The organism is Endozoicomonas sp. OPT23 (assembly GCF_009653635.1).
In the GTDB taxonomy this organism is placed as follows: Bacteria; Pseudomonadota; Gammaproteobacteria; order Pseudomonadales; family Endozoicomonadaceae; genus Endozoicomonas_A.
Window position 1 is genome coordinate 378,111 of the sequence record NZ_PPFD01000001.1, and the last position, 12,431, is coordinate 390,541.

General features: G+C 49.4%; 10 protein-coding genes. 9 read left to right on the forward strand and 1 reads right to left on the reverse strand.

The annotated features are described in order from the left end of the window. The first annotated feature begins 153 nt into the window (after positions 1-153). The 9 genes from hflK to EOPP23_RS01575 all read left to right on the forward strand — a co-directional run bounded on the left by hflK (position 154) and on the right by EOPP23_RS01575 (position 11,452). Positions 154-1,332, forward strand: a complete 1,179-nt coding sequence (hflK, locus tag EOPP23_RS01535; RefSeq protein ID WP_153764215.1) for an FtsH protease activity modulator HflK — start codon at positions 154-156, stop codon at positions 1,330-1,332. Beyond that, positions 1,329-2,201 carry a protease modulator HflC gene (hflC, locus tag EOPP23_RS01540; protein ID WP_153764216.1) on the forward strand — a complete coding sequence of 291 codons (873 nt, stop codon included), beginning with the start codon at positions 1,329-1,331 and terminating at the stop codon, positions 2,199-2,201. The genes hflK and hflC overlap by 4 nt, the downstream gene beginning before the upstream one ends. A gap of 249 nt (positions 2,202-2,450) precedes the next feature. After that, positions 2,451-2,633 carry a DUF2065 domain-containing protein gene (locus EOPP23_RS01545; protein ID WP_153764300.1) on the forward strand — a complete coding sequence of 61 codons (183 nt, stop codon included), beginning with the start codon at positions 2,451-2,453 and terminating at the stop codon, positions 2,631-2,633. A gap of 149 nt (positions 2,634-2,782) precedes the next feature. Next, positions 2,783-3,952, forward strand: a complete 1,170-nt coding sequence (locus EOPP23_RS01550) for an ATP phosphoribosyltransferase regulatory subunit (protein ID WP_153764217.1) — start codon at positions 2,783-2,785, stop codon at positions 3,950-3,952. Between the two features lie 78 nt (positions 3,953-4,030). Then, complete coding sequence (locus EOPP23_RS01555) at positions 4,031-5,323, forward strand: adenylosuccinate synthase (RefSeq protein WP_153764218.1); 1,293 nt, start codon at positions 4,031-4,033, stop codon at positions 5,321-5,323. 221 nt (positions 5,324-5,544) lie between these two features. Next, the gene (locus EOPP23_RS01560; protein ID WP_153764219.1) at positions 5,545-6,354 is read left to right on the forward strand and encodes a hypothetical protein; all 810 of its coding nucleotides are present in this window, start codon (positions 5,545-5,547) and stop codon (positions 6,352-6,354) included. Between the two features lie 3 nt (positions 6,355-6,357). Next, entirely contained in the window at positions 6,358-9,393 is a 3,036-nt protein-coding gene (locus EOPP23_RS01565; protein ID WP_153764220.1) for a hypothetical protein, read from the forward strand. Beyond that, entirely contained in the window at positions 9,390-10,925 is a 1,536-nt protein-coding gene (locus EOPP23_RS01570) for a hypothetical protein (RefSeq protein ID WP_153764221.1), read from the forward strand. Before EOPP23_RS01565 ends, EOPP23_RS01570 begins: the two co-directional genes overlap by 4 nt. Beyond that, positions 10,922-11,452, forward strand: a complete 531-nt coding sequence (locus EOPP23_RS01575; RefSeq protein WP_153764222.1) for a hypothetical protein — start codon at positions 10,922-10,924, stop codon at positions 11,450-11,452. The genes EOPP23_RS01570 and EOPP23_RS01575 overlap by 4 nt, the downstream gene beginning before the upstream one ends. Positions 11,453-11,508: 56 nt before the next feature. Here EOPP23_RS01575 and EOPP23_RS01580 read toward each other — a convergent pair whose 3' ends face one another. Beyond that, positions 11,509-12,186, reverse strand: a complete 678-nt coding sequence (locus tag EOPP23_RS01580; RefSeq protein WP_153764223.1) for an OmpW family protein — start codon at positions 12,184-12,186, stop codon at positions 11,509-11,511. Positions 12,187-12,431 lie beyond the last annotated feature (245 nt).

The window sequence follows — 12,431 nt, forward strand, 5'->3', positions numbered from 1 at the left end:
GTATCCGATGTGGCACACATAAATCTATCCGGCCACTTTTGGCATGGATGAGTATTGAAAAGTTTGTTGAGCAGTTGGAAGTACTAATTAGACATACAGTACTTCTACTCTATTGCCGACAGAGAATTCGTTACTGACTCTACGGAGACATATATGGCCTGGAACGAGCCGGGTGGAAACAATCAGGATCCATGGGGTAGTGGAAACAATAAGGGCGGCGGTAAGAATCAGGGACCACCTGATCTGGACGAAGCCTTCCGCAAGCTACAGGACAAATTGAACTCCATGTTCGGCGGGCAGGGCGGCAGCTCTTCCGGTCAGAGCGGCAATACCGGATCTTCTTCCGGTATGTTTGGTGGCATTCTTGTTCTGGCTCTGGTTGCCTACTTCTGGAATGCGGTTTACACCGTTGATGAAAAAGAACGTGCGGTTATTCTGCGCTTTGGTGAATACGTTCAGACCGTTGAACCGGGTCTGCACATCTACTTCCCACCGATTGAAACCAAGTATCAGGAAAAGGTGACTGAACTTCGTACCTATAACCTGAGACAGCAAATGCTGACCGAAGATGAGAACATCGTTGAGGTGTCCATGTCTGTTCAGTACAACATCGGAAACGTTAAGGACTATGTCCTGAACGTAGCCAAGCCTCAGATGAGTCTGGAACAGGCAACACAAAGTGCATTGCGTCACGTTGTGGGTAGCTCCGAGATGTATCAGGTACTGACACAGGGCCGTGAGGTTATGGGTCAGGAAGTCCGCAAGCGTTTGCAGGACTACCAGAGCAACTACGGAACCGGTCTGAACATTGGTAAGATCAACATCGAGAGTGCTCAGCCACCAAAAGAAGTTCAGGCTTCCTTTGACGATGTAATCCGTGCCCGCGAGGATGAGCAGCGCGCCAAGAACAAGGCCGAAGCTTACGCCAATAAGGTGATTCCGGAAGCTCGTGGTCAGGCTCAACGTAGTATCGAAGAAGCCAACGCTTATCACGATGAAGTGATTGCCAGAGCAGAAGGTGAGGCAGCTCGTTTCTCCAAACTGCTGACCGAGTATAAGCGTGCACCGGAAGTTACCCGTGAGCGTCTCTATCTTGAAACCATAGAAGAAGTTCTGGGCAGCACCAGCAAGGTTCTGGTGGATGTTGAAGGTGGCAATAACATGATGTACCTGCCTCTGGACCGTCTGGGACAGGGTAAATCAGCGATGCCAGCCAGACAGGCTGCAGACCTGAGCAGTCAGGAAGTGACCGAGATCAGCAACAGAGTTGCCGAGGAGTTGAACAAGCGAGTGAATAGCATCCGCAATAGCAGCGGGAGGATTGGACGATGAGTCAGAAAGGTTTCAGTGCCCTGATCGTTGCTCTTGTTGCTGTCGTTATTGGCTGGGGTAGTCTCTACGTCGTCAGTGAACGTGAGCGTGCCGTGCAGCTTCGCTTTGGTGAACTGGTAGGTCCGAACATCGAACCGGGTCTCCATTTCAAATTCCCGTTTGTGGATAACATTCGTATTTTTGATGCCCGTCTTCAGCATCTGGAAGTGCCTTCCGAGCGTTTCCTGACTCTGGAGCAGAAAGCGGTTATCGTCGATTCCTACATCAAGTGGCGGATTGCCGACGTAGCCAGCTTCTATAAGGCTACTGCCGGTGATTTGTACCGTGCCAACACCCTGCTGTCTCAGCGTGCAGAATCCAGACTGCGTAACAAGGTCGGTGGTTTGACCCTGAACGAAGTGGTTTCTGGTCAGCGTGACAGCATTATGAGCGACATCACCAATGAACTGGATGAAGTGGCTCGTAAGGAACTGGGTGTAACGGTTGTCGACGTACGAGTTAAGCGTGTTGACCTGCCACCTCAGGTAAGTGACTCCGTATTTGAACGGATGTCCTCTGAGCGTGAGAAGGAAGCCCAGGAGTTTCGTTCCAAGGGTCAGGAAATGGCTGAAGGTATTCAGGCCAATGCTGACCGTGAACAGCGAATCATTCAGGCGGATGCGTACAAACAAGCAGAGATTATTCGAGGTAATGGTGACGCAAAGGCTGCAGAAGTTTATGCCAGTGCTTACAACCGAGACTCTGAGTTCTACGCTTTCCACCGTAGCCTGCAGGCTTATAAACAGTCATTTAGCGACAGTGGCGATATCATGTTGCTGGAGCCAAATAATGACTTCTTCAAATATCTGAACAAGAAATCTGGCAATTAAAAAGCAGATATAAGAATTCTTCAGTATTTACTCCGCGCAAGCGGGTAAATACTGTTTGAAAATTGATAGTATCTGAACACAGACTGCTCAAATTCTTTTCAGTTGTTTGATATTTTCCGCCTCCTTATGGAGGCGGAATTCGTTTCAGGGTATGATAGCGCAAACCGGGCCTGTCCCGGTTTTTTTGTGACCACTGTGATTCAAAAGCAGGGTTGGTAGCATGGCTTGGAGGGCGCAGTTTTGGATTTAATGCAACAGCTGGCAATCGCCTTTAGCCTGATGCTGATACTGGAAGGTATCATCCCCTTTCTCTATCCGCAGAGATGGAGAAATCTGGTCGCAAAGATGTCGGAAATTAATAACCGACAACTGAGATACGCAGGTCTGGCCAGCATGGTGCTGGGACTGTTGATTCTCACTGCGCTTACCTGACCTGAGAGGTCTGGAAGCCAAACCCGAGATTAAAAATAAATCTGATTTCATGTCTGAAATGATCATGAGCTCAGAACAAAAGTGTCATAAGCTGTACTTTCCGGCTCCATTTGAGCGGGACAGGTAAGAAGACAATAAGAGAGGCTGTTATGACCGTCGCCGATCGCTGGCTGTTGCCAGACGGAATTGAAGAAATACTGGCTCCCAGTGCTCGCCGGGCAGAAATGCTACGCCGCGAGATGCTGGATCTGTTTGACCGCTGGGGCTATGAACTGGTGATCCCTCCGCATCTGGAGTTTATGGAATCACTGAGTGCCGGGGTTGGGCATGACCTTGAGCTGCAGACCTTCAAGGTGACGGATCAGCTGACGGGTAAAACAATGGGACTGCGGGCAGACACAACACCTGCTGTAGCTCGAATTGACGCTCGTACCAGTTCAGAAGGCACAGCGCGTCTCTGTTATGCGGGCAGTGTCTTTCATACCAAACCGGCATCGCTGGGCGCATCCCGCTCTCCGATTCAGCTGGGTGCAGAGCTTTACGGCCACGCTGGTGTGGAAAGTGATATAGAAGTTATCTCGCTGATGCTGGAGACTTTGAGCAGTGTCGGTATGAATTCTGCCAATCTCGATCTTGGGCATGTGCAGATCTATCGTTCGCTGGTTCAGTTTGCAGAACTGACCGCAGGACAGGAACAACTGCTGTTTGATGCTTTGCAGAGAAAGGCTGGTTGTGAAGTTCGTGACTTGCTGAACAACTGGCAGGTTAAAAAGGGAGTGGCCGAGATGTTTATGTCTCTCACTACTCTCTCGGGTAATACAGACATTCTGGATGTCGCCCGTGAAAAACTGGTGTCAGCGCCAGATGAAGTGTTTGCAGCGATTGATCAGCTGGAAACCATTGCTGGTGCGATCAAAAGCCAGTACCCGGAAACGAATCTGTATTTCGATCTAGGTGAGCTGCGCGGTTATAACTATCATACGGGTGTCGTTTTTGCCGCTTACGTTTCAGGGCAGGGACAGGCTATTGCCAAAGGCGGCCGTTACGATGGTATTGGTCAGGTCTTTGGCCGTGCCAGACCTGCCACAGGTTTCAGTACTGACCTTAAAGTACTACTGGATATGAAACCCGCTGATACAGGTCAGCGGGCTGCTGTTTTTGCGCCTGTCGATGCAGATGCCACGGTTGTAAGGCAATTGCGTCGAGAGGGTAACCGGGTGGTTTGCCAACTGCCTGACCAGGAGACTGACGCTGCGGGCACTGGTTGCAAGCGGAAGCTGGTCTGCCATGAAGGGGAATGGACTGTCGTTGACGTCTGATCCTGATGTGCTTAATGCATGAAACCGGTCCTGCCGGCGTCATGCCTGAATAGTTTGGAATCTAAGAGACCGTTTACCATGGGTAAAACTGTTGTCGTACTGGGCACTCAATGGGGTGACGAAGGTAAAGGCAAGATCGTAGACCTGCTGACCGAGCAGGCTGAAGCGGTAGTGCGTTTTCAGGGTGGCCACAATGCGGGTCACACACTGGTGATTGACGGTGAAAAAACCGTTTTGCACCTGATCCCTTCCGGCATTCTGCGCGAAGGCGTTGTCTGCTACATCGGTAACGGTGTAGTTCTTTCCCCTGAAGCGCTGTTGAAGGAAATCCACAAGCTGGAAGAAGGTGGTGTTCCTGTTCGCGAACGCCTGAGAATCAGCCCGGCCTGCCCTCTGATTCTGCCTTACCACGTAGCTCTTGATCAGGCGCGTGAACTGGCTCGTGGTGAAGCGAAAATCGGTACTACCGGTCGTGGTATCGGTCCGGCTTATGAAGACAAGGTTGCTCGTCGTGGCCTGCGTGTCTCCGACCTTCTGCATCCGGAGCGTTTTGCCGAGAAGCTGAAGGAAGTGCTGGAATACCATAACTTCGCTCTGGAGCATTTCTACAAAGTTGAGCCTGTTGATTTCCAGAAGACTCTGGATGAAGCACTGGCTATGGCTGAACAGATCAAGCCAATGATTGAGCGTGTAACTGATAAGGTTCACGAACATCACGGTAAAGGCGATCATATCCTGTTTGAAGGCGCTCAGGGCTCTCTGCTGGATATCGACCACGGTACCTATCCGTTCGTGACCTCTTCAAACACAACTGCGGGTGGCGTTTCCACCGGTAGTGGTTTTGGTCCTCTGTACCTCGATTACGTTCTGGGTATCACCAAGGCTTACACGACTCGTGTCGGTTCCGGTCCTTTCCCGACTGAACTGTTCGACGATGTTGGTATGCACCTGGCCAAGCAGGGTAACGAATTCGGTGCGACCACCGGTCGTCCACGTCGTTGTGGCTGGTTTGACGCTGTTGCTCTGCGTCAGGCGGTTCAGATCAACTCCGTATCCGGAATGTGTCTGACCAAACTGGACGTTCTGGACGGTCTGGAAACCATCAAGATCTGTACTGGCTACAAGAACGCTGAAGGCGAATCCATCACGACTCCGGTTGATGCGGAAGAGTACGAAGCGATTCAACCTGTGTACGAAGAAGTTCCAGGCTGGAGCGAGTCTACTTTCGGTGCCAAGAATCTGGACGACCTGCCTGCCAATGCCCGCGCTTACATCAAGCGTCTGGAAGAAGTGGTTGGTACGCCAATCCACATCGTTTCCACCGGCCCTGACCGTGTAGAAACTATTATTCTTGAACAGCCATTCGGTTGATTGGCTTTTCAACTGAGTGACTTTTCAGTTGAGTGACAGCCAATGTGTGCAGATGCCTGCTATTAGCAGCAGGCATCTGACGCATAAATAAGAGACATCCCCAGTATTATTTCCCCATAGATACACGTCAAAGATATAAGTGACCATCCATGTATAATTGCTGAATAATTGGTAGTCTTGCCAATCTTGAAAAGCGTCCCTCTTCCTTGCACACTCGTTGCATGAAAAACCCTTACGAATTTTTGAAAGCCATTGAGGATGGAAAACCTGTCCCCTGGAAAAAAGGTGTCAGCGTACTGACCAAAGAAGGTATTAAGCCTGGCCAGCTGACAACGGTCATTCTGCCAGATTCACTCTATGACGATAAAACCACTGTTCAGATCATTGATCAGGATGCTTTTCTGCGGCTGAAGAGCCGTTTCCCTGAACCAGTGGCAGTCAGTGACAGAGCTACAGCGTCTCTCGCTGGGGATTCTCATGCCAAAGCTGTAACCGGAAGCATGCTGACGCTGGATAAATCATCATGGCTTGAGCCTCGTGTGGCCGTTTGTCGTAATGGCTTACAGTGGTCAGCCCTGCCAGAGCCTCACGAACATCTGCTTTTGGTAGAAAATCTGGAAAACTTTCTGAGGGTTGAAGAAACACTTTCACTGGCTATAGAGCGATGTGGTTTGGATGAGAAACGTGACCAAATAACTCTGGCTTTTGGTTCTGGTAATGCCGCCGCAAAAGCCTGCAACGCTCTCTTTTATCAGCACTTTGACTCGGTAAACTGCCTGTTTGATGTCGATGCAGGCGGTATTCAAATCTATCAAAATATTAAAAAATTACTGGCCGATTCTACTGTGCCTGTGCGGTTTCTTGTTCCGGAAAATGTATCTTCTCTGCTGGAACAGTCACGCCGTAAGTTACCCGATGATGAACGACAAAAATTGAAAGCTTTCTCTGAGGAAAATCCTGAATTAAGGTCTCTTATCGCCATCATGCGACAGAGTCACAGGAAGCTCGAACAGGAAACCTATCTGGATTGATAAATGAAATTATTGGATGATTCTTTACTTGGGCCAGGTGGCTCTTTATCCGGGCTCGAAGGCTCTCTGTTTGAAGGTGACCGCTACCAGATTCTGAGACTGGTGATGGTTAACTCCGGCAGCTCTGCCTATGTAGAACTGCCTCTGGACCAGACTGCTGCCTTGCTGGGCAGCAATAACCAGGGTAAAACCTCTGGCCTCCATACCCTTAAGCTGTTCCTGCTGCCGGAAGTGAACTTTCGCAGCTGCGAGAACAAATTTGGATTTGCTTCCAAGGACCGTGAATACACCGGCCTTGAGAGCTACCGCTACTATTTTCCCAGCCCTAACTCTTTCATTGTTCTTGAAGCGAGCAATCCCCGTGGCGAGTTCTGCATTGTTCTGTATCAGAGTAATCAGGAGTTAGGCTATGGTCGTTTAGCGGTACCGCGTCCATACGACCATATCAAGCATCTGTTCTGGGATGAAAGCACTCGTGCCAATCAAGGGGCAGGTTCTCATCCAGGCGATATGGAGCTGGCGACAGTCGTTACCCGATTAAAGAAACTGGGTGCACGACCACTTAATGATGTAGCGACTATTCGGGAAGCTTTGTATACCCGTGTGGACCCCAGTGATGACGATACCCGCTTTTGCCTGATGCCGCTGGTGCAATCCCCCAGTCAGCATATGATGCGTTCGATAAAGGCACTTCTGCAGCTCTCCTTCGATATCAAAGGTGCTGACCACAAGAACTTGCCTCAGGCCATTGCCAATATTATTGATGCCGACCTTTCTTCCCAGAAAGAGAGTATCAGTATCGATTTTCACCGTATTCAGGATGACCGTGAGCGGTTGAGCCAGAGTCAGCGGGAGATTCAGGCAGTTCGTGGCCATATGGATGACTGGAGTAGTCTAAGCAGTAACTATCTGAATTATCAGGAGCAGAGCAGTGCTTTGCGTAAGAGTTATCAGACACTGCGAACATCGCTGGCCATTCATAACGACACTTTTGACCCTGAGCTGAGTGATGCCCGTGTTAGTAATGACACGGCCACTAATCGTTATAAGAAGGCTCGGGCACAAATGACGGCTCTGAAAAGTGAGTACGACCAGTGTAAAGGTCAGCATGTCACTCTTTCTAGAGAAGTCTCAGCTCTGACAGGTGCGATTGCTCTTGCTAGAGAAGTGCTGGTCCGTGACGCGCCTGTCGCTGGAGGACAGGATCAGGCTCGTGTACTGACTTATATGAAAGCGTGCCTGTTGGAAGTTGAACAGGAGCTGGAGGCACTTCAGAGTCAGGAGCAGTCGCAGAACGCTCTGCAACGGGAACTCCAGCGCAAGGTGCAGTTACAGAGTAAAATTCAGCGTGCTGAAGCCGTGCTGAAGCAGCAGAAAAGCAGCACACTGTCCTATCTGGACGGACACAGCGCACTGGTACTGAACAGTCTGCACTCAGGCTTTAGCCAAATGGTGATAACGCCAAATGAAGAACAGATAGACGCTGTTCAATCCTTTGTCCGACTGCTCAGTATTAATGAGCAAGGAAGGCTACTGTTTTGCGGTACCCCGTTGCCAGGCGGAAGAGCACAACCCTTTGATGCTATGACTGTAAAAGAGCAACATATAGCACGACTTCATGAACTGGAAGACGAGCTGCAAAACTGTGAGCGCAAGATCGAGGGATATCGTCGTGCATTGACTGGCAGTGACGAGCAGCGTCGGGAATCCCTGAAAGGAAAGCAGATCGAGATAGGTGAGATCAATCGTGAGATGAAAGTCGTTTCGGGTCTGGATTTTAATGTAGACAATCTTGCCGATAAGCAGATCGACCTGGATACGCTGAATCTGAAGCAGGCTCAGCAACTTGAGCAGAGAGCAGCACTGACCGAAGAGCTTAAGCAATACGAGAATGAATGTGAGAATAGCCGTGAGCGGCTGAAAACGCTTGAATCACAGAAAAAGAGCCTGCAAATTGCTGAGAGTAGTCTTAATAACCTCTCATCTCTGGCAGGTCTGCAACATCTGAAAGTGGCTTCGATAGACGTGCCCACAGCTCCTGATGACATTGCGACAGAAGCGAATAAGCTGATTCAAATGTTCTACAACGATGTCTCAGTGACTCGCCAAAGCTGTATCGATAAGTTCAAGGTGCTGATCGGCAGTGGCATTGCCAATCTGGAAGCTGATCTTGCCTTCCGTGCTGATCTGACCAGCAGTGAGTTCTTTGATGCCTTCCACAAGCTGAAGTCAGAATTCGACAATATCGAATCCAGAGAGCGCGATCACCGTGCCCAGGTGATGAATCACAACCACGACACAGGTCGTCAGATCAGCTTGCTGGATAAGATGGATCTCGCTATCCGCAATTTCCAGAACAAGATCAACGACGATCTGTCTCATATTCATATCTCCAACCTTTCCGGCGTAAGAGTCGAGATAGGGACACTGGACAGTTTCAATACTCTGCGCCATGAACTGAAAGACCACGGTACAGAATCAGACCGTTTGATGAAGGAGTCCTTCTACAATCGGCTTCAGGACTTCTGTGAAAAGTATTTGAAAACCGGAGGGCCTGCGGGAGGACGTGCTGGTCGCCTGGATCTGGAGCGCATAGTGACAAGCGTGAAGTTTATCTACCAGATCAATGGCCGCGATGAAGTAACTCCTCAGTCAAACGGCACCAGTTCAATGGTAAATGCGGTACTGCTCTCCATTCTGATGCATAAGCTGGTACCTGAAGATGTGGTGTTTGCTCTGCCGGTTATCTTCGATGAGGTGGGCAGCCTTGACGACAGTAATCTTGCAGAACTGCGTCGTATTGTTGAGGAACACAACTTCACCCTTCTGGTGGCCAACCCGACCAATCAGGGCAGTATCGCTCAGTATATTGGCATATGGCACGACCTGTTCCTGCATCAGGTCACTGAAGGAACGCCTATTGCCAAGTGTCTGGCGATCTATACCGGCAGCAGTGAATCGCTGACTGATATTGTCGAGGATGATTCTGTTGCTGAAAGTGCACCGGAAGAGCTGCAGGCAGAAGAGGCGTACCAATGAGACGGGTCAGCAGTGATGTCACACTGATTGCGATTCTCGAGCATAAATCACTGTTCTTTCAGTTGATGGATTACGTTCAGCACAGTCTGAACAATCCATCGCTGGAATTCACCATCAGTGATTACCAGAAGCTGCTGGCTCACAGTGTTGAAGGTCTGGTGGATAAAGAGCGTCGACGGCTGCTGGATACGCTTGGTCTGGATAACCTTAACCAGAATGGTCTGCTCAGTTATCTCGATCGTCGCAGTGGCCGCTTTCGATTACAGCAGTTTGTGCTGGATATGCTGCGGCATCTGGATAACAAACGTTTGCGGGAACTGTCATCGGCAGAGCTGAACCAACTGCTTAAGCAGTTGGAAGAGTGTGAGCGACAGCTGAGTGACAGCAGTATTCTCTGGCTGGATGACGACCCTGATTATCTGGAAATGGTCGAATCTGCCCACAATACGTTGAACGAAGTGAACTCACGACTGCAGTCTAATGTACGGGCATTGAAGGGGCAGGCTGCGCATTTGGCGGAGCTGGTGGATCGTCAGGACTACAGTCGAATGGAGCGCAGTGAGCAGGTTGGTTTTGCCCTGAACGAGATCCTGCGTATTCATGAACGTCATGTAACGCCTATGTTGCAGTTCCTTGATGAACGTCTGGATATCAGTCGTCCCGGCTCGTCCAGAACGCTTGCGAAGAATGCGCTCTATGGCAGTCAGTCGCCCATGGCACTGGTGCAGAAGATCATCAAGCGCTTCTATGAGCACCGTAAAGGTGAGCATGTTACCCGTCTGCAGCGGGTGCAGTTTCATATTCTGTATCTGGGCGAAGATGTAGCGGCCATTGCCAAGAGTCTGGAAACCTACGTTCGGTACGCACAGCAGGAACGTCAGCGTTACAACCGCACAGAAGAGCTCTACAACAGGCTGCTCGATGCTGCGCGTGAAAAGCAGCAGGGGCTGTTACGGGACTTTTTGCTGAAACCGGAACATGAGGTTTTCGAACCATCAAGAGTGTTTGGTAACTTCAAAAACTTCAGTCGTACCATGACCAGCAACATTAACTGGCCATCGGAACAGGGCACTGATGCGTTGGATGAAGTGCTGCGTGTTCGTCTTGAGAAAGCACCTAAGCTGTCGCCTGACAACCTCTCTGAACCGGGTAAGCCCCGTTCGGAAGAAGAACTGCTGAAACGCACGGTTATCAATCGCATTATGAAAGCGATGGAAAGTTTCGATTATGGTCAGAAACACGATGATATTTATCAGGCGTTGCACGACCATTTGCAGGAATCCATGCCAGCCTACCGTTTGCCTAACCTTGTTGATGCTTTAGGGTTTCTGTCCAGTCATGGCAAGGTAGAGTTGGTTTCTCCTCCTTGCTTTCAGCAGATGGTTTATCAAGGTAAACAGCTGGACTATCGGGTACGCAGCTATGTGCCTAAAGCCGGTAAGCGTCAGTCACGGCAGTCAATTGAGAATGTCTCTGTAAACAGCTCTTCAATCAGGCCGTCAGAGAAAATTTATGGGGAGTTAGCCCAATGAGACAGGACATCAGTCGGAAAATATACCGGGAACTGATTAACGGCAATATCATTAACAAACAGATTCTGGATGGCAGCCTTCTGGCTCCAAATCCACTGTTTGATGAGCTGGCCAGTGAACAGAATCGAACGGTGTACGATCACCTTTATGAAAGCATCGGTTATGAGTTGAAGCAGCTGGGCGACAGTTTTTTTCTGAATGAGATCGGCAAGGATGATGTGCTTTCCGATGTCGCGATGAAACTTCAGACGTTGCTGGTGGTTCTTGTCCGGGGTGTCAGTGATCGACATCTCTATACCGGTATTCTGACCGATCTTCGTGGTGGTTTGAGTCGTCAACAGATTGATGAGATGGGTGATGAGGAAGAGAATCAGCAGATTCTGGCAGCGGTTGGATTGAAAAAACGATTGATCACCGAAGTGGAGAATGTCCTTATTACCCGACAGCTGGCGTTCTGGAACGGGCAGGACAATTTGGTGTTAACCAATGGTGGTAAGGCGTTTCTTGATCATTTGCATGGGATGTAGATCAAAAAAAAGCGCACTGAGGTGAGTGCGCTTTTTTTGAAATTCTCAAGTTCTGGTTAGAACTTGTAGGAGACACCGGCCATGTAAACCATTGGGTCGAGCTCTACGTCGATTTTGTACTTAGCGTTGTCAGCTCTACCCTTAAACTCTGCAGTAGTGTTGATATCCATGTACCAGGCAGCTGCGTTCAGGCTCCAGTTTTCGTTCAGCTTGTAGTCAAAACCAACCTGAGCAGTCAGACCCAGAGAACTTTCAAGTTCCAGATCCTTGTAAGTAGCACTAGCGCCGCTCTTGAAGTCTTCGCTGAAGAACACTGTGTAGTTAACGCCAACACCAGCGTATGGCTGGAATGCAGAGTTACTATCCATTGGATAGTATTGAAGGCTTACTGTAGGTGGCAGATGTTTCACATCAGCAAAGTCACCCAGTCCGGACAGACCTTTCTTGCCCGTTAGGGTGTGTTTGAAAGGAGTGGCAGCCAGGAGCTCAATGCCGATGTTGTCGGTATACATATAGGTGAAGGAAACACCCAGCTGTGTGTTGCTATCAACATCTACAGCAGTGTTAGCCAGTTTGTTGCCATTAGCTTCCAGAAGGCCGCTATCAACATCAGGATTTACAGCAGCCAAACCACCGCGCACCAGAAAATCACCTGCTTCATAAGCTTGAGCAGAAGTGGCAGCAATAGCGGTAGTAGCAGCAAGAATAGCTACAGCAAGAGGACGCTTGAACATTGGATTTCCCTGTCTACTTGTGTGTTTTGTTTGTTTGTGTTCGTAGATGTGAAGTACTTTAATAAGATGTTAATTTTAAAGTATTGATCTGAATCAGTGTTCGTACAGGCTTTATCCAGCGCCCCTTTGACACGGTTATGGCTTTAAATCCGGTTGCAAGTCTGGGCATACTGAGTGAAGATGCAGCCAAATTCTTCTCAGTCACTTCTTATCTCTTTTCTTGTGTCTGAAACTGCTGCAGTGAC